This window comes from Parafrankia sp. EAN1pec (genome assembly GCF_000018005.1).
GTDB classification, from domain to species: Bacteria; Actinomycetota; Actinomycetes; order Frankiales; family Frankiaceae; genus Parafrankia; species Parafrankia soli.
On record NC_009921.1, the window covers coordinates 7,494,356 to 7,510,463 of the forward strand.

Here is a 16,108-nt window from a genome sequence, read left to right on the forward strand (position 1 = left end):
GTGTCCGCATGGTCACGGTGAGGCTAGTTCAGGGCGACATCACCACCCAGGCCGTGGACGCGATCGTCAACGCCGCCAAATCGTCGCTGCTTGGTGGCGGCGGCGTCGACGGGGCGATCCACGCCGCCGGCGGACCCGACATCCTGGCCGCCTGCCGCCGTCTTCGGGCCGGTGCCCTGCCCGGCGGGCTACCCGTCGGCGAGGCCGTCGCGACCACCGCCGGCCGGCTCACCGCGAAGCACGTCATCCACACCGTCGGGCCGGTCCACACCCCCCACGAGGACCGGTCCCACCTGCTCCGGTCGTGCTACGCGCGTTCCCTGGCCGTCGCGGACGAGATCGGGGCCCGGACCCTCGCGCTGCCCGCGGTGAGCGCGGGGGCCTACGGCTGGCCGGCCCGCGACGCCGCCGGCATCGCCGTGACCACCGTGCTCACCACCCCCAGCTCGGTCACCGAGGCCCGCTTCGTCCTGTTCGACCAGGCCATGCTGCGGATCTTCAACGAAGCCCTCGAGAACGCCACGACCGGCTGAAGCGCCTCAGGACGTCCGCGGCGGGCGGGGTGGCCAGGCGACGGTGAGCTCGCCGAGGCGCCACCGGCGCGGGCCGTCCAGCACCGACCAGCCGTCCCGCCGCAGCAGCTCGACGGCGCCGATCCAGCGCTGACGTGGCCCGAACGGACCACGCGGAGCCGCCCGCTCCCAGGCCAGATCCAACGCCGCGAGCAGGTCATGGACGTCCTCACCGGGCACGTTGCGCGCGATCAGCGCCTTCGGCAGCCGCGGCGCCAGGTCGGACGGGCGGGCCAGGCTCGGCAGGTGTGCCGACAGGGTCAGCGTCCGGGGCACTCCGCCGGGCGGGACCGCGAACCAGCACGCCCGTCGGCCGATCTCGTCGCAGGTCCCCTCGACCAGCAGCCCGCCGTTCTGCAGCCGACCGGCCATCGCCGCCCACGCCGCGCCGACCGCCTCCTCGTCGTACTGGCGCAGCACGTTCATCGCCCGCACCACCACCGGGCGCAGTCCGGCGAGCTCGAAGCCGCCGCGCGCGAACGCCAGCCCCGGCGGACGGGCCGCCGGCGCCGCCGCGGCCACCCGCCCCTGGTCCAGCTCGAGCCCGACCACCCGCAGGTGGGGCCGCACCGGCCGCAGCCGGTCGTACATCTCGACGGTGGTGACCGGCGACGACCCGAACCCGAGGTCGACCACGAGCGGGTCCTCGGCGGCGCGCAACGCCGACCAGGCCGCCGAGGTCAGCCACCGGTCGACGCGGCGCAGCCGGTTCGGCGCCGTCGTGCCCCGGGTGGGCAGTCCGAGCGCCCGCGCCCGCCCCGCCGCCAGCCTCGGCGGCCGCCGCGCGACTGTCACACCCCTCACACCCCCCATCGGAGAACTCGACCACGAAGCACGCTGTTGTACACGGTCGCCGTCATGCCGGGTCGCACTGGCACAGCGTCGCTGTGGTGCAGCGTCGCTGTGGTGCGGAGTCGGTCGGATGGCGACGACCTGGTCCGGGCACATACAAGCTCGTACCGAGTGTGCCGGGCGGGCATAGGACGGCCACCGCCCGGTGTTGAACCGCTTTGGCGCCGGTCGTCGGGTAGATCTGCCTGTGGAGGTGGTTGGTGCATCTGGTCGGAGGCGCGCCGCCGGAACATCCCGAACCAGCCCGGCCGAAGCCAGCCTCGCGGGTCGCGATGCTGTCGATGCACACGTCGCCCCTGGAGCAGCCCGGCACCGGCGACGCGGGCGGGATGAACGTCTACGTCATCGAGCTCGCCCGGCAGCTGGCTGCGCTCGGCACCGAGGTGGAGGTCTTCACCCGGGCCGTGAGCAGCCGGCTCCCACCCGCCCTGGAGATCGCCCCCGGGGTCATCGTCCGGCATGTGCCCGCCGGCCCGTTCGAGGACATCGGCCGCGAGGAGCTGCCCGCCTGGCTGTGCGCCTTCACGGCGGACGTCCTGCGCACCGAGGCCGGCCACGCAGCGGGCTGGTTCGACGTCGTCCACTCGCACTACTGGCTGTCCGGGCAGGTCGGGCTGTCGGCCGCCCGCCGGTGGGGCGTGCCTCTGGTGCACACGGCCCACACCCTGGCGCGGGTCAAGAACGCCTCTCTCGCCGACGGCGACCGCCCCGAGCCGGAACCGCGCGTCCAGGGCGAGCAGGAGATCATCAAGGCGGCGACGCGGCTCATCGCGTCGACCGACACCGAGCGCCGCCACCTCACCCAGCTCTACGGCGCGGCGCCGGGCAAGGTGGACGTGGTCGCCCCCGGCGTCGACCTTGACGTCTTCCGCCCCGGCGACCCCCGGGCCGCCCGCAAGCGGGTCGGCCTCGACCCCGACACCCAGCTCCTCCTCTTCGTCGGACGCATCCAGCCGCTCAAGGCACCGGACGTCCTGCTCGCCGCCGCGGCCGAACTCATCCACCGCGACCCCGACCGCCGCGGACAGCTGGCGGTCGTCGTCGTCGGCGGCCCGAGCGGCTCCGGGCTCGAACGCCCGGACTCTCTGGTCAAGCTCGCCGCCGAACTCGGCATCACCGACATCGTCCGTTTCCAGCCGCCGGTACCCCAGGAGCAGCTCGCCCACTGGTACCGCGCGGCGACAGCGGTCGTCGTCCCCAGCCACAGCGAGAGCTTCGGCCTGGTCGCGGTCGAGGCCCAGGCCTGCGGCACCCCCGTGGTGGCCGCCTCCGTCGGCGGCCTGCGCACCGCCGTCGCCCACGGGACGTCCGGAGTCCTCGTCCACGGCTGGGAGCCCGCCGACTACGCCGACGCCCTGGAACGCATCCTCACCGAGGAACGCTGGCGCCGGCACCTGTCGACAGGCGCCCGCCTGCGCGCCGCGAGCTTCGGCTGGACAGCGACCGCGAAAGGCGTCCTCGCGAGCTACCAGGCGGCGATCTCACCAGCGGCCGTCGCCGTCTGACCCGCCCCGGCGAGCCGGTCACCGCCGACCCGCTCGGCGGACCAGCCACTCGGGCGTACCCTCCGTCGCCGAGTCGGCTAGCGTCGCCGACGGCGGGTTCGGCCGGGCTCGGCGTCACCGCGCCTGCCCGGCTTGACCGGCACCACGAACGGGGAGGTCCCTGCGCATGACGGCACCCATCGACGGCGCGGAACGCGAACGGCTCGACAAGCTGATCAGTACCGCCCTGGACGACCTCGGCGTGGCCTACGAGCACCCCGACACCGGCGCCTTCCTGGTCACGCTCGAAGGCGAGCACAAGCTGCGCACCATGACCTGGCTCGTGGTCCAGGACCACACGCTGCTCGTCGAGGCGTTCTTCATGCGCGCGCCCGCCGAGAACGCCGCCGGTACCTACGGCTTCCTGCTCAGCCGGAACGCCCGCACCTACGGCGTGCACTTCTCGATCGACCCCGTCGGCGACATCTTCCTGACCGGCCAGGTCTCGCTGACCGCGGTCACCGCCGAGGAGGTCGACCGCCTCCTCGGCTGCGTCGGCTCCTACGCCGACGACAACTTCGACCCGGCCATCGCGCTCGGCTTCGCCGGCGCCATCGAGCGCGAACGCGCCTGGCGCGCCAGGCTGGCCGCCGACGCCGGCACCGCCCCCCGCCCCACCTGACGCCCCAGCCGCCGGCAGACAGCCCCGACCGGCCGGCAACCCGGCCGGTGCCGGGTCAGGACGGTGAGCGGTGCAGGCGGGCGGAGAGGTGGGACTGCAGCGGCTTGCCGCCGGCCTCCATGTCGATCGCGTACGCCAGGTCGCCGCCCTCGATCAGGCCGTACAGCCGGACCGACCGGGTGACCTCCCGGGCGGTGGCCGTCCTGATCAGGACGTTCGAGTCGAGATCGATCCTGGTTCCGGTGACCGTCCCGACGTAGATCTCGGCGATGCCGAAGGGGTGGGCGAGCATCACCTCGACGACCGGGCTCCCGTTCACCTTCCCGTCGGGGCCGGGCTCGGTGGCCGGTGGCTGGACCCGCCAGAAGCCGGTCTCGGTGGCCATCGGGCTGCCGGGCTCGCGGCCGTCCCGCGGCTCGTCGGCCCACCAGGTGTGCGAGACGTAGCCGAGCGCGGGGCGCCCGTCCGCCGCGAAGGTGATCTCCTGGCCGTAGTGGAACGACTCCATGCCCTCGTAGCCGCCGACGCCTTCGCCGCGCCAGGTCCCGACGAGGAACGCCAGCGGCAGCAGGCTCGGGTGCAGGTCGACCGTCGCGATGTTCCCGGCCGTGCCGCCGGTAGCTCCGCCGCTCGCGGTGTCGCCGTGTGCCGCTCTGTCGCCGCGTGCCGCCGTGTCGCCGGTCGCGTCCGCCCCCATCTGCCTGCCACCTCTCGCCCGGCCGCTCAGCGCTGGCCTCCGTACAGCTTGTAGACGGCGTAGCCGGAGAACCAGGCGATCAGCATCGCCATGGCCACCAGCAGGCCGCTCATGAAGTAGTGCAGCACGGACCACAGCCTAGGCCGTGCCCCGACGCGTTCCGTAACGCCTGCCCCGTACCGCACCTGGCCGGTGCGTGTCCGCCACCAGCCACCAGCTACCAGCTACCAGCCGCCGGCCCGCGGCGGCCCGGCACGGCACACTGGACGGGTGACCCGTTCGCTGCTCGTCAAGGTGACCGCCGGCGCCGACGCCCCGGAACGCTGCTCCCAGGCTTTCACCGTAGCCTCGGTGGCCGTCGCGTCCGGCGTGGATGTCTCCCTGTGGCTCACCGGCGAATCGGCCTGGTTCGCGCTCCCGGGGCGTGCCGCGGAGTTCTCACTGCCGGAGGCCGCGCCGTTGAACGATCTTCTCGACGCGATTCTCGCCGCCGGCCGGGTGACCCTGTGCACGCAGTGCGCCGCCCGCCGGTCGATCGGCCCGGACGACGTCATTCCCGGGGTCCGCATCGCCGGGGCGGCCGTCTTCGTGAGCGAGGCGCTCGCCGACGACGTCCAGGCGCTCGTCTACTGACGTCCGCTCCACCGACGTCCGCATGTGGCTGACGTCCGCGTTATACGTACCTGCACATGAGCGGTGCGTGTGCACCGAGAATGCGCGCTACTTCTGCACGCGCACGGCAGACCACTGACAGCACACGACGCGGCGCGTTCACCGGAACGCCGGGATGCGCTTTCATGATCGCATGATGCCGGAGTCCGAGATGCTCTTCGCCGTGGTGCAGTTCGAGGGAGCGGGCCGGCACACGGTCCGTCGCGTGGTCGCGCCGTTCCCCGACCGCAGCGCCGCGGCGACCTTCGCCGTCGACAACGACCTGCGTCACTTCACCGTGGGCCCGATGGCCTTCGCGGTCCCCACCAGCATCCCGTTCGGCGTCGTGGACGGCGCCGAGCCCGCCGCCAAGTTTCCCGCCCCGCGCCAGGCCACAAGCTGACCACCACTCCGGGCCACACTCGTCCCACATGGGATGGCGCCCCACGCGTAACAGCCGGGTCCCGGGGAGGCGATTCCTCGGCACCCAGCTGCCAGCCGGATACCCAGAAGTGTCAGACGAGGTCAGGCCGCGACGTCTACCTGGGTGTCGACCGGCTCGCCCTGCCGGGCGACGACCTTGCGCTCACCGCTCCCGCCGGGGACGAGCGCGCGGACCGTCCACTCGCCGGGGCGGGCGAAGAAACGGAACTGGCCGGTCGCCGAGAGCGGCACCTCCGCGGTGAAGTCGCCGCCGGAGTCGAGCAGCCGGGCGTAGCCGGTCGAGACCGGCGACCCGTCCTTCACCACGACGCCCTGGATCACGGTCTCCTTGGCCACGTCGATTCCTTCCACCGAGGGTCCACCACTGGTAGCGCCACACATGATCAGGCACCCTTCTCGATCGGCACGCCCACCAGGGAGCCGTACTCGGTCCACGAGCCGTCGTAGTTCTTGACGTTCGCCAGGCCCAGCAGCTCGTGCAGGGCGAACCAGGTGTGCGCGGAGCGCTCCCCGATCCGGCAGTAGGCGATGGTGTCCTTCGACAGGTCGACACCGGCCTCGGAGTACAGCTTCTCCAGGTCGGCGTTCGACTTGAAGGTGCCGTCCTCGTTGGCGGTCCTCGCCCACGGGATGTTCTTCGCGGTCGGCACGTGGCCGGCCCGCTGCGACTGCTCCTGCGGCAGGTGCGCCGGGGCGAGCAGGCGGCCGCTGAACTCGTCGGGCGAGCGGACGTCCACCAGGTTCTTGTCACCGATGGCGGTGATGACCTCGTCACGGAACGCGCGGATGTCGGTACGCGCCTCCGAGGCGGAGTACTTGGTCGCCGCGCGCGGGGTGACCTCGATGGTCAGCTCACGGCCGTCCAGCTCCCACTTCTTGCGGCCGCCGTCGAGCAGGCGGACCTCGGCGTGGCCGTAGAGGACGAAGTACCAGTAGGCGTAGGCGGCGAACCAGTTGTTGTTGCCGCCGTAGAGCACCACGGTGTCATCGTCGGCGATGCCCTTCTCCGACAGGAGCTTCTCGAACTGCTCCTTGTTCACGAAGTCACGGATCACCGGGTCCTGCAGTTCGGACTTCCAGTCAAGCCGCACTGCGCCGGGGATGTGGCCCTTGTCGTAGGCCGACACGTCCTCGTCGACCTCGACGAGGACGACCTTGGGGTCGCCGCTGTGGGCGTCCACCCAGGTCGCGTCGACCAGCGCGTTCTCACGGCTCATGTGCGTGCTCCCTTCACAGTTGCGGAACGTAGGACGAGGTAGGTCTGGCATCCGAGGCAGAATCCGAACGCCGCGTTCAGGAAGGCCGCGGCGAAGGCGAGGGCCGCCGCCGAGTAGCCCAGCGCGGCAGGCCCGGCGAGCAGCCCGACGGTTCCCACCACGCCGAACACGGCGCCCACGGCCTGGGCGAACCGCGGGGGCGCCTCGTCCTCCAGCTCGGCGGGCGGGCCGAGCCGCGGCCGGACGAGGTAACGGAACACCAGCCCGTAGGGGGCGTTTCGGATTCCGGCCACGGCGCCGACCAGGAAGACCACGGTCTGCGCGAGCAGGAGCCATGGATTACCGGTAATGATCGTTACGGCGAGTACAACAGTGGTCACGGCCGCAGCGAAACGCGGCCCGCGTGGATCCACCATGGCGCTGTTCTCCTGACCTGCAAACGAGCTCGGGCAGCCGGGCGGGGCTGCCACACCCGGCCGGCACGGGCGCGGATGTACGTCAACGCGCTGTCAGAAGATGCGACACAAGCAGCTGCTCACGCGGCACAGGTCGACCGCGCGGCGCTTGACCAGCTCAGTGCTGCACATGGTTCGTATCACGGTAGCAGCGAACGTCACGTCTGTGTTAAGCGTTACCCGACAGACCCACCGAATCACCATCAGTACCCTTCCGATGGTCTCCGGGCGCCGGCTCGACGAGCGACGCGAGGGTCGCCAGGACGGCGTCCCGGGTCGGCGGCGCACCGCTCGCCCTGCGCGCCTCGACACCCTCGGCGTCGAGGACGAGCACCGTCGGCGTCCGGCGCACACCCAGCCTGCGCACCAGCTCCAGGTGTGACTCGGCGTCCACCTCGACATGGCGCACCCCCGGCACGATCGCGGCGACGTCGGCGAGCATCCGCCGGGCGACCCGGCAGGGGGCGCAGAACGCCGTCGAGAACTGCAGCAGGGTCGCGACCTCGCCGGGCACGTGCCCCAGCGCCGCAAGCTCCGCCGTCAGACCACCCCGCCCACCCCGCCCACCCCGCGCCGTCTCGCCAGGCGCCGTCTCACCAGGCGCCTCGGGGCGGTGATCGCCCGGATCAGGGCCCGGCACCGCACCGACACCGGTCACCACCGCCAGACCCGCGTCCCCACGACCCTCACGTTCACCACCTCCGTGCTGGTCACCGCGGCGCGCGCCGGCGCCCCGGGGACCACCGCGCACCCGGGACACCCGGAACCGGCCGTCCCGCGCCCTGGTCACCAGGCCGACCCCGGTCGCCGCTACAAGTGCCGCCAGCAGGACCCACACGCCGGTCATGGCGGGTGCAGCGCCTCAGGACGACGAAACCTTCCCACCTCCGCGCGAGGCGCGCGTACGCGCCGGGCCGCGGGTCAGAGGCCGGGTGTGCCCGCGGGGGCGACCGTCGGGGCGACGGTGGCGTCGAGCAGCACGTTCTCCCCACCAGCGGCGAACGTCAGCCGGTCGGCGCCCACTGTGGCGGACCGCAGCTTCATGTTGAACGGCAGCCCGGTCACCGGCACCCGCACCGTGAGCAGTGAGCGGACGGTGTCGAGCAGGCCAGGCGGGATCACCGCCGCCAGGTCGGGGGCCAGGTCGCGCGGGGTGAAGGTGACAGCGTCCGGCGCGACGCCGATATCGGCCGTACCGGAGACGGGGTAGGCCGTGCCGAGGAGATCGACCGTTCCGCCGACCTGGATCCCCTGCCCGGCCGGGCTGATCTTCAACTGCGAGTTCTGACTGGCCAGGTATGCGTTCAGGTCGTTGAAGGTCAGGTCGACCTCGGCGTCGACCCGGTCGACGGGCACCCGCTCGACCGCGCCGCGCAGGACGTCGGAGAGCGGGAGCCGCACCCCTGTCAGGTCGGCGTGGACGCGATCGATCCGTGCGCCGTCCTGCTCGTAGCCGCGGACCTCGAGCTGGACGTCGCGATACCGGCCGGCGACGACCTGGGTGAGGAAGGGGAAGCCGCCGAGGGACACATCTGGCCGTTGCGCCAGGTTCTCGGCGTTCTGGGCCCTGGTCGCGATCTGGTCGGCGACCACGCGTGCGGCGACCCGGTCCAGTACCCCGACGACGATCAGAGCCACGACCATTGTGATCAGGAAGATGCGCAGGCCGCGCCGGCCACCGGGGCTCATCCGGGAAGCTGCCTGCCGACGAGGTACACCATGGGCGCCGCCAGCGCGATCGGGAGCAGCGCGCCGAGCAGCACCCCGGCCAGGGCGCCTCCCGGAGCGAGAACGCCATGCGAGGCGGGGCTGCCCGAGACAGGGCTGCCCGAGGCAAGGCCACCCGGAGCAAGGCCACCCGGAGCAAGGCCACCCGGGGCGAGGGCCCCGGCTCGTGGCTCGGAGTCCGGCGCGGACGGCGCTTCGGGCGCGGCCTGACCCAGCAGGAGGCTCACGCACGCGGCGGCAACGGCCCCAGCGGCGGCGAGGGCGGCCGCCGGGGCCGCCCCGAGGTCCGTGAGCGAGCCGTAGAGGGAGCCCGCACCCGCACCTGCCATGGCGCCGAACGCCGCCGCGATGAGGACCACAGCTCGTGCCACACCCCCGCCCACCGAGCCAGGTCCGCCGGGCGCCGCGAAACGGCCGAGGCCGGCGAGCGCGGCCAGCAGCCGACCGGCCAGTACCGACGTCCCGGCCCCGATCAGCCCGGCGATCACCATGCTGTCGGCGGGGTTCGGGGCTCCGGCCTCCGAGCGCAGCACCAGGAATCCGGTCAGGAAGGCGGTGACGGCGACACCGCCCAGCGCGGCAGCCATGTCACCGCTGACCCGGTCCGCCGCGCGGGACGGCCGGCCCTCCGCGGGCGCCGCCGCGGGGCCGGGCCGGTGTACGCGCCGCGCGAGCTGGTAGAGCACCGTCACCGCGAGAGAGACCCCGATGACGCCGGCGACCGTGCCGATCCCATTGTCGTCGTAGCCGTGACCGCCCGCTTCGCCGTCGCCGGGCCAGAGCACGGCGAGGTCACAGGCCAGCGCGCTGCCGGCGACGAGGGCGACGGTTCCCGCCGAGGCACCGAGGGAGCGCGTCCACGCCCAGCCGAGGACAATCTGCGCCGCGAGCAGCACTCCCGCCAGCGCCCAGGGACCAGCGGCCGCCGCGAACGCCGCACCGGCGGCCAGCACCGCGACCGTCGCCCCGACGGACACCGCCTCAAGCCCACCCGGCAGAACCGATGGGACCGGCAGGTCCGGTTCGCCCGGCGCGACCGACGGATCCGGGGCCGGTTCGGCCGGGCGTGCCGCACCGACCGGCCGGGCGACTTCCGGCGATCCGGGCGAACCGGGCTCGGGCGTGGGCACCGCACCATGCTGCCACGGTCGATCGACGAAGATTCCAGGGCCCGACGGTGGCTGCATGTGTCCGTGCGTCAGCCGGCCACGGACGCCCGCCCCCAGCGCCGTCATCGCGACCCAGGCCGCGCCGAATCATCGAACTACTTGTCGTTTGCCGTCCCACTCGCCGTTTCAGGAGCAGAGCAGCCCCATCGACCCCCGAAACGGCGAGCACGACGTCAAAGGGAGAGCGGCTCATCCCCCCGCGAACGGGGGTAACACCTCGATGAGCGCGCCTTCCCGCAGCGTGACGCTGTCGGGATCACGCCGGCCGACGGGTTCGTCGTCCACCAGGAAGGCGCATCTCGCGAGTACCGCGCCGAGGCGCTCGCCCCGGCGTTCGGTGACGTCGGCCAGCGCGGTCGCGAGGGTGGCGGCGTCGAGCTCCTCCTGGGCGACGCCGGCCGCGTCGCGGGCCGCGGCCCAGTATCTGACCATGATGCGTGCCACGGTTCTCCTTCAAGTCAGTCCACGTCGACCGTGTCCGGTCAGTCCACGTCGACTCAATCCGCGTCAACCGCGTCGTGACCGCTCCCTCGACCAGGGCCGGAACGACGCCACTCCTCCGCCGCTCCCCGCCGCGCGACCGGTGGCCGCAGGACTCCGGACGACGGTTCGCCCAGTATTGGGGACGTGTCACCTCCCGGGCCCCGGCCAACCCCCCGGCCAGCGTCGAGACCCGGCCCCAGGCCCTCGGCCGTCTCCCCGGCGATGCGCCCCGCGCGCGCCGACCACTCGGGACGGCCGGCCAGCAGATCGGGCAGGTGGGCGCCGATACGGTCGAGCAGGCCCGCGGTGGCGGCGGCCTCGGCGTGGCCGAATCCCGGGACCACCCACAGCTGCCCGGTCGGGCCGGCCGCGGCGGCCAGCGCCCGCGGGTGCTCGAGCGTGAAGTACGAGTCACGGTCACCGTGCACGATCAGGACGGGCGTCGGCGCGATCCGTCCGATGAGCTCGACCGGCGAGGGCGGCACCGCCCGCCATGGCTGCGCGGCGATGCGCACGCCCAGGGCGACTCGGGCCGCGGCTCGTCCGGACGTCGTCTCGGCGAACCAGTGGATGCGGCGCATCGGCGCCGTGTCGCGGACGAACCACCGGCTCGCGGCACTGACGGCGACGACCGCGTCCGGACGGTGCCGGACCCGGTGCCCGTGCACCGGCTCGCCGCCGGCTGCCAGCCCCGCGTGCCGGACCACCGCGGCACCACCCATGGACCACCCCATAGTGACCACTTCGCGGTAGCCGAGCCGTCGCGCCTCGCCTACCGCCGCGTCGACATCCAGGACTTCGCGGTCCCCGAAAGTGCAGGTGCCGGTCGATCTGCCGTGACCTCGCAGGTCCATCGACAGCACACTCACGTGCGTGCGCAATCCGGCTGTTACAGCACGCAGCGCGGGTCGCCCGATCGATCCGGAGAACCCGTGGACGAGAACGACGCAGACCCCGTGCGGGTCTGTCACCGCGGGAACACGATTACGCAGCTCCGTGGCCAGGATCTCAGCGTCTGCGGTGGGAAGAAGTCGGTAGACAGTAGGAGCGGAGTAGGGCACTCCGCTATCCTCCCCATGGACCGGTGCTCGTTTCATGCCCATGACGGTCGTGGAACGTGGGACACCGGAGACAAGGATCGCTGGGTCGACGCTGCCCCAACACACACCGCACCTGGAGGAGCCGTCTTGAGCGTCGTCCTTTTGCTCACCAACGCCCCCGGTCCGTCAGCCGAGTCCTTCCCGTCACTCGGCCTGCTCACGCACACGGTCCGGGTGGCACCCCTGGAGGCAAGCGCACTGCTCGACGCACCGCCGGTCGATGTGATCGTCGTCGACGGCCGCCGTGAGCTCGTGATCGCGCGAGGCCTGTGCCGGCTGCTGCGCACCACCGGGCTCACCACCCCGCTGCTCGCCCTTGTCACCGAGGGTGGGCTCGCCGCCGTGTCGGCGGACTGGGGCGTCGACGACGTGGTCCTCGACACCGCGGGTCCAGCCGAGGTCGAGGCGCGGCTGCGCCTGGCCATCGGGCGGGTCGCCGCCGCCGGCGGTACGGCCGAGGCCGGGGTCATCCGGTCCGGCGACCTGTCGGTCGACGAGACCACCTACTCCGCCAAGCTGCGTGGACGTCCGCTCGAGCTCACGTTCAAGGAGTTCGAGCTGCTCAAGTACCTCGCGCAGCACCCGGGGCGGGTCTTCACCCGCGCGCAGCTCCTGCAGGAGGTCTGGGGCTACGACTACTACGGCGGCACCCGCACGGTTGACGTGCACGTCCGCCGGCTGCGGGCGAAGCTCGGGCCCGAGCACGAGGCGATGATCGGAACCGTCCGCCACGTGGGCTACAAGTTCGTGGCGCCGCCGATCTCGCCGCTGCCCGAGTCCGGTGCCAACCGTATGGACCGGGACGACATCCGCACCCCCGAGCGCGTCTGACCTCACCACTGGCGCTACCCGCTCCACAGGCGCCATTTGCTCCGCAGGCACGGGGCTCGCGCCAGCACCACCGCGCGCGTTCCGAAAGGGCCCGACGGTCGTCGGTGACGACGACCGCCGGGCCCTTTCGGCGTTTCCGGCGCCTTCCGCCACCGGTCACGGACAGCCATGGTCGGCGTCCGTTGACGCCTGACGTAACCTCGCGGTCACGTGCAGACGCAGGCTCCGCCGCGACCGGGCGGGACACAGGTCCCGCCCCCACCGCCCCCCGCCGGCGCTTGTCACATTGACACCGGTACCGGGAAGATCGACATTCTGGGGAACGTCCTCGTGCCGGGCGAATGTCCGGCCCGGACGCACTAACGTCGACTGGTGACCTCGCTGAGCTGGCTCCGCGCGCTCGATGTGGCCGACATCGCCGCCATCACCGACCTGCTGGCCGCGGCCGAGCGGGCCGACGGCAACGGCGGCGTCTCCGAGGACGTCCGCCTCACCCTCCGCCCCGGCCCGGTCGGTGGCGGCGTGGAGCACCTGGTCGCCCGCGCCGGCTCGGCTGTCGTCGGCTACGCGGCGCTCGGCGGCACGGCCACGGAGCGGCAGGCTGAGCTGGTTGTCCATCCCGACCACCGCCGCAGGGGAGTCGGCACCGCGCTCGTCCACGCCCTCTTCGCGACGACGTCACCGGTCTCGTTGAACATCTGGGCACACGGGGACACACCGGCCGCGGCCGCGCTGGCCACGCGCAACGGGTTCGACCGGGAGCGGGTGCTCCTGCAGCTGCGCCGGCCCCTGGCTTCGGTCCGCCCCGGCGATCCGGATGATCTGCCAAGGCCCATCATCCCGGCCGACGTGACGATCCGGGCCTTCGAAGTGGGCGTGGATGAGGAGGCCTGGCTCGCCGTCAACGCCGAGGCCTTCGCCGACCACCCCGAGCAGGGCCGCTGGACGCTGGACGACCTGCGTGCGCGGGAGGGCGAGCCCTGGTTCGACCCGGCCGGCTTCTTCCTCGCCGAACGGAACGGCGCCCTGCTCGGCTTCCACTGGACCAAGGTGCACCCGCAGGACCCGGTACCCGAGCACCCCGCCGCGACGGACCAGCCGGCCGGGCAACCAGGGCCGATCGGTGAGGTCTACGTCGTCGGCGTGGCCTCGGCGGCGGCGGGCACCGGGCTGGGCGCGGCGTTGACGATCGTGGGTCTGCGGCACCTGCGCGACATCGGTCTGGCCTCGGTGATGCTCTACGTGGACGAGGACAACGCTCGCGCCGTCCGTCTCTACACGCGGCTCGGGTTCCGCCGGCACGCCGCCGATGTCTCCTACCGGCGCCCGGCGCGCGGCTAGGCCCGGTGCCGTGGATGGACACAGCGACGGGTCCGCTCAGGGGCCGGGCAGCTCAGGCTCCGCGGCGCGACACCACTCCCGGCCACCGTTCCATGCCACGCGCGCCGCTCGCCCGCGTGCCGTTCGGGACGGCGGCCGAGCCGTGGTCGACGTCGATCACGGTCGTCAGATTGGTCACGTCGAGCAGCCGGTAGGTGTTCTCGTTCAGGTTTCGCAGGATCAGGCGCCCGCCCGCGGACCGCTGCCGCTGGTGCGCGTAGAGGATCACGGCAAGCCCCTGCGAGTCCAGGAACGAGACCTGCTCGAGATCGACGACGATCTCACGAACTCCGGCGATTCGGGCGTCGAGCAACGCCTCCCGCAGCGGTTCCAGTGACGAGTAGTCGATCTCGCCAACCGGGTGCACCACGACAGCGTCCCGACCTGTCACTTCCACACGCACGCTGGGGACCATGGCTCCGCTGTCGGCCGAAACGACGGTGCGGGGCGGGAAGCACGGCCGGCCTGCCTCCCGCGGCGCGACGCGCTCCTGACAAGCGCGATGATCCAGCACCTACCCCTCCGCTATCGGGCTCACACCCGCGCGTCCGTCACGTTTTCATCCGTCCGCGTCTTCGCCGTGGGCGGGTGTGGGAGCGGCCACAGCGATCTCCCCCGGCCTGCGCTGACACCCGATGGCGTAGAACAGCTACCTGAAGCAATCTGGTTTACGTGGAGCAACCGACCGGCGGAATTTGCGTCTCTCTGTGGTCCTGTTTCACGGTGGTCCTGTTTCACGCGGGACGGCCCACCGCGGCCACCTCCATCGATCTCCGCCGCCGATCCGTCGAGGAAAGGCGGATGCCGGGTAAAACTCCCCGGCCCGCGGGGTGTAATGGCCGAAATTCACATGAGAGCGTCGTCCCGTGAACAGCGATCGAGCAATCCCTCGGCCGCGGACAGGAGTAACGATGCCACGATCCACCCCCAGCCCCATCACGGCCCCGACCGCGGCCGTGATGGGCGCCGCGGCCCCGACCACCGAGCCGCGCGACGCTCACTCCGGGTCACCCTCGGATCCGGCGATCTCCCCGACCGACGTCCCGACGTTCCCGAGTGACACCACGATCTTCGTCGGCCGGGTCGACGGGACCGCCGTCACCGTCACCGTGACGCCCTGTTCGGGGGGCCGTCCGGAGAGTGGGCCCACGGGCGGGTCCCGGGGCACTCACGCCAATAGCGACAACAAGATCGCGGACAGCGAGGACACGGACGGCGAGGAGGAGGAGGAGGAGGAGGTGACCGTGCGGCTGCGGATCGAACCGCCGGAACCGGGCCGTGCCGCCTTCGCCGACCTCGAGCCGGACGAGATCCTCCGCATAGTCGATCACCTGATGACGATCGCCTCCACTCGGCCGGCCGCGTTCCGGGCCGCACCCGACCCGGCCGGGGGCGCCTCACGGCTCACGGTCGTGGCGACCGAGGGCACGACGGCCGGAGGCCTGCGCCAGGCGCTGGCCTCCGTGCCGGCCGAGGCCCGGTTGCAGGACTTCGTCACCGACACCGAGGTCGTCCTCGTCTTCGGCCCGTACCGGCAGCGGCCCTGAAACCGTAGGTGCCCAGGGCGGGACACCGACGCCGGGCCGCTGCCTGCCAGCGGAGAACGGCCAGGTCGGTCAGCCCCCGGGGACGCCGGCCCGCCGCGTGTCCAGATCGGCGCGGTCGGCGACCCAGTACGGGCCCTCGTCCTCCACCACGTCAGCCATGATCACATAGTGGTGGCCCTGATGGCCGGTCGGAAGCAGGCAGGTCATCCCCTCGGCGCGACACCCGGGGGCCGTGATGGTCCTCGGGGCGGACCACGACAGCCAGACCTCCTCGTTCCCCCATCCCTGCAGTACCGCCATGTGGTTGTCCGGGTGGCCCTGCTGAAGCGCGCAGGTCACCTCGCTGGGCACCTCGTACGCGGCTCCTGGCACATCGTCGAGCCGCATCGCTATCTCTTCGGGCACGCGCTGCCAGGCACCGCAGCTGCCCTCCTCCGTGATCATCTCGTCGCCGTTCCCTCCGCTGTCCGCCGGCAGCCCCATCGCCACCGGTTCGATCGGGCATATTGGGGCACTCTTCGTGTCCACATCGCCACAAGCGCGATCGACGCACCGATATAAGCACGGACCGTCTCGAGGTCTCCCAGCAGGGCGGAAACATCCCGTTCATGGGTCCGCGCGCCTTTCATCACGTTCCGCATTCCGACGATCCGCCACCTTCACCCAAAATCGGGAGAATCCTTACTAAGGACATCCGAATCGGGCATCCGGACCGGAGGTCGGGGTCGAGCCTCCGGACCACGGGTACCTCAGGCGACAGCCGTCACGCGCGCGCGACCGGCGGCCTCGCGGTCGCGGTCCGCCTGTATCACTCCA

At 72.3% G+C, this 16,108-nt stretch carries 20 protein-coding genes; 8 read left to right on the forward strand and 12 right to left on the reverse strand.

The window, feature by feature from the left end:
* Positions 1-8: 8 nt before the first annotated feature.
* Entirely contained in the window at positions 9-533 is a 525-nt protein-coding gene (locus FRANEAN1_RS30570; RefSeq protein WP_020463582.1) for an O-acetyl-ADP-ribose deacetylase, read from the forward strand.
* 6 nt (positions 534-539) lie between these two features.
* Here FRANEAN1_RS30570 and FRANEAN1_RS30575 read toward each other — a convergent pair whose 3' ends face one another.
* Positions 540-1,385, reverse strand: coding sequence for a hypothetical protein (locus FRANEAN1_RS30575; protein ID WP_041254941.1), 846 nt, complete (start codon positions 1,383-1,385; stop codon positions 540-542).
* A 239-nt stretch (positions 1,386-1,624) separates the two neighbouring features.
* Between FRANEAN1_RS30575 and mshA the strand changes: the two genes are divergently transcribed.
* Together mshA and FRANEAN1_RS30585 are read left to right on the forward strand one after the other, a co-directional pair.
* Positions 1,625-2,929 carry a D-inositol-3-phosphate glycosyltransferase gene (gene mshA / locus FRANEAN1_RS30580; protein WP_020463584.1) on the forward strand — a complete coding sequence of 435 codons (1,305 nt, stop codon included), beginning with the start codon at positions 1,625-1,627 and terminating at the stop codon, positions 2,927-2,929.
* Positions 2,930-3,095: 166 nt separating this feature from the next.
* Complete coding sequence (locus tag FRANEAN1_RS30585; protein WP_020463585.1) at positions 3,096-3,590, forward strand: YbjN domain-containing protein; 495 nt, start codon at positions 3,096-3,098, stop codon at positions 3,588-3,590.
* Positions 3,591-3,645: 55 nt separating this feature from the next.
* Here the strand turns inward: FRANEAN1_RS30585 and FRANEAN1_RS30590 are convergent, their stop codons facing one another.
* Positions 3,646-4,287: an FABP family protein gene (locus tag FRANEAN1_RS30590; RefSeq protein WP_020463586.1), complete on the reverse strand. Its 642-nt coding sequence runs from the start codon at positions 4,285-4,287 to the stop codon at positions 3,646-3,648.
* A 270-nt stretch (positions 4,288-4,557) separates the two neighbouring features.
* Between FRANEAN1_RS30590 and FRANEAN1_RS30595 the strand changes: the two genes are divergently transcribed.
* Together FRANEAN1_RS30595 and FRANEAN1_RS30600 are read left to right on the forward strand one after the other, a co-directional pair.
* On the forward strand, positions 4,558-4,920 hold the full coding sequence (locus FRANEAN1_RS30595) for a DsrE family protein (RefSeq protein WP_041254942.1): 363 nt from the start codon (positions 4,558-4,560) through the stop codon (positions 4,918-4,920).
* Positions 4,921-5,092: 172 nt separating this feature from the next.
* Positions 5,093-5,341, forward strand: coding sequence for a hypothetical protein (locus FRANEAN1_RS30600; RefSeq protein WP_041254943.1), 249 nt, complete (start codon positions 5,093-5,095; stop codon positions 5,339-5,341).
* A 122-nt stretch (positions 5,342-5,463) separates the two neighbouring features.
* On the opposite strand, the gene FRANEAN1_RS30605 is transcribed toward FRANEAN1_RS30600, so the two are convergent.
* From FRANEAN1_RS30605 to FRANEAN1_RS30640, 8 genes are all read right to left on the reverse strand, one after another.
* Complete coding sequence (locus tag FRANEAN1_RS30605; protein WP_020463590.1) at positions 5,464-5,763, reverse strand: DUF1416 domain-containing protein; 300 nt, start codon at positions 5,761-5,763, stop codon at positions 5,464-5,466.
* A 2-nt stretch (positions 5,764-5,765) separates the two neighbouring features.
* Positions 5,766-6,599, reverse strand: a complete 834-nt coding sequence (locus FRANEAN1_RS30610) for a sulfurtransferase (protein ID WP_020463591.1) — start codon at positions 6,597-6,599, stop codon at positions 5,766-5,768.
* The gene (locus FRANEAN1_RS30615) at positions 6,596-7,015 is read right to left on the reverse strand and encodes a DUF4395 domain-containing protein (RefSeq protein WP_020463592.1); all 420 of its coding nucleotides are present in this window, start codon (positions 7,013-7,015) and stop codon (positions 6,596-6,598) included. Before FRANEAN1_RS30615 ends, FRANEAN1_RS30610 begins: the two co-directional genes overlap by 4 nt.
* A 208-nt stretch (positions 7,016-7,223) precedes the next feature.
* Positions 7,224-7,901: a thioredoxin family protein gene (locus tag FRANEAN1_RS44215; protein WP_347176816.1), complete on the reverse strand. Its 678-nt coding sequence runs from the start codon at positions 7,899-7,901 to the stop codon at positions 7,224-7,226.
* A 74-nt stretch (positions 7,902-7,975) separates the two neighbouring features.
* Positions 7,976-8,743 (reverse strand): DUF2993 domain-containing protein, encoded by a 768-nt coding sequence (locus tag FRANEAN1_RS30625; protein ID WP_020463594.1) that lies wholly within the window; start codon positions 8,741-8,743, stop codon positions 7,976-7,978.
* A complete protein-coding gene (locus FRANEAN1_RS30630) occupies positions 8,740-9,759 on the reverse strand; it encodes a hypothetical protein (RefSeq protein WP_347176817.1) in 1,020 nt (339 codons plus the stop codon). Before FRANEAN1_RS30630 ends, FRANEAN1_RS30625 begins: the two co-directional genes overlap by 4 nt.
* 381 nt (positions 9,760-10,140) lie before the next feature.
* Complete coding sequence (locus FRANEAN1_RS30635; protein WP_020463596.1) at positions 10,141-10,395, reverse strand: MoaD/ThiS family protein; 255 nt, start codon at positions 10,393-10,395, stop codon at positions 10,141-10,143.
* Between the two features lie 53 nt (positions 10,396-10,448).
* The gene (locus FRANEAN1_RS30640; RefSeq protein WP_347176818.1) at positions 10,449-11,495 is read right to left on the reverse strand and encodes an alpha/beta hydrolase; all 1,047 of its coding nucleotides are present in this window, start codon (positions 11,493-11,495) and stop codon (positions 10,449-10,451) included.
* A 126-nt stretch (positions 11,496-11,621) separates the two neighbouring features.
* Here FRANEAN1_RS30640 and FRANEAN1_RS30645 point away from each other — a divergent pair, with 126 nt between their 5' ends.
* Entirely contained in the window at positions 11,622-12,365 is a 744-nt protein-coding gene (locus tag FRANEAN1_RS30645; RefSeq protein WP_020463598.1) for a response regulator transcription factor, read from the forward strand.
* A gap of 372 nt (positions 12,366-12,737) precedes the next feature.
* Complete coding sequence (mshD, locus tag FRANEAN1_RS30650; RefSeq protein ID WP_020463599.1) at positions 12,738-13,706, forward strand: mycothiol synthase; 969 nt, start codon at positions 12,738-12,740, stop codon at positions 13,704-13,706.
* A gap of 52 nt (positions 13,707-13,758) precedes the next feature.
* Here the strand turns inward: mshD and FRANEAN1_RS30655 are convergent, their stop codons facing one another.
* Complete coding sequence (locus FRANEAN1_RS30655; protein WP_049795793.1) at positions 13,759-14,160, reverse strand: STAS domain-containing protein; 402 nt, start codon at positions 14,158-14,160, stop codon at positions 13,759-13,761.
* A 496-nt stretch (positions 14,161-14,656) separates the two neighbouring features.
* On the opposite strand from FRANEAN1_RS30655, the gene FRANEAN1_RS30660 reads away from it, so the two are divergent.
* Complete coding sequence (locus FRANEAN1_RS30660; RefSeq protein ID WP_020463601.1) at positions 14,657-15,292, forward strand: hypothetical protein; 636 nt, start codon at positions 14,657-14,659, stop codon at positions 15,290-15,292.
* 69 nt (positions 15,293-15,361) lie between these two features.
* Here FRANEAN1_RS30660 and FRANEAN1_RS30665 read toward each other — a convergent pair whose 3' ends face one another.
* Complete coding sequence (locus FRANEAN1_RS30665; RefSeq protein ID WP_041256676.1) at positions 15,362-15,736, reverse strand: hypothetical protein; 375 nt, start codon at positions 15,734-15,736, stop codon at positions 15,362-15,364.
* Between the last annotated feature and the right edge of the window lie 372 nt (positions 15,737-16,108).

What these genes read in the sequence shown, in the direction of transcription:
- FRANEAN1_RS30570 (WP_020463582.1), top strand. Translation starts at nt 9, where the DNA reads ATGGTCACGGTGAGGCTAGTTCAGGGCGACATCACCACCCAGGCCGTG.
- FRANEAN1_RS30575 (WP_041254941.1), bottom strand. Translation starts at nt 1,385, where the DNA reads ATGGGGGGTGTGAGGGGTGTGACAGTCGCGCGGCGGCCGCCGAGGCTG.
- FRANEAN1_RS30585 (WP_020463585.1), top strand. Translation starts at nt 3,096, where the DNA reads ATGACGGCACCCATCGACGGCGCGGAACGCGAACGGCTCGACAAGCTG.
- FRANEAN1_RS30590 (WP_020463586.1), bottom strand. Translation starts at nt 4,287, where the DNA reads ATGGGGGCGGACGCGACCGGCGACACGGCGGCACGCGGCGACAGAGCG.
- FRANEAN1_RS30600 (WP_041254943.1), top strand. Translation starts at nt 5,093, where the DNA reads ATGATGCCGGAGTCCGAGATGCTCTTCGCCGTGGTGCAGTTCGAGGGA.
- FRANEAN1_RS30605 (WP_020463590.1), bottom strand. Translation starts at nt 5,763, where the DNA reads ATGTGTGGCGCTACCAGTGGTGGACCCTCGGTGGAAGGAATCGACGTG.
- FRANEAN1_RS30610 (WP_020463591.1), bottom strand. Translation starts at nt 6,599, where the DNA reads ATGAGCCGTGAGAACGCGCTGGTCGACGCGACCTGGGTGGACGCCCAC.
- FRANEAN1_RS30615 (WP_020463592.1), bottom strand. Translation starts at nt 7,015, where the DNA reads ATGGTGGATCCACGCGGGCCGCGTTTCGCTGCGGCCGTGACCACTGTT.
- FRANEAN1_RS44215 (WP_347176816.1), bottom strand. Translation starts at nt 7,901, where the DNA reads ATGACCGGCGTGTGGGTCCTGCTGGCGGCACTTGTAGCGGCGACCGGG.
- FRANEAN1_RS30625 (WP_020463594.1), bottom strand. Translation starts at nt 8,743, where the DNA reads ATGAGCCCCGGTGGCCGGCGCGGCCTGCGCATCTTCCTGATCACAATG.
- FRANEAN1_RS30655 (WP_049795793.1), bottom strand. Translation starts at nt 14,160, where the DNA reads ATGGTCCCCAGCGTGCGTGTGGAAGTGACAGGTCGGGACGCTGTCGTG.
- FRANEAN1_RS30660 (WP_020463601.1), top strand. Translation starts at nt 14,657, where the DNA reads ATGCCACGATCCACCCCCAGCCCCATCACGGCCCCGACCGCGGCCGTG.
- FRANEAN1_RS30665 (WP_041256676.1), bottom strand. Translation starts at nt 15,736, where the DNA reads ATGATCACGGAGGAGGGCAGCTGCGGTGCCTGGCAGCGCGTGCCCGAA.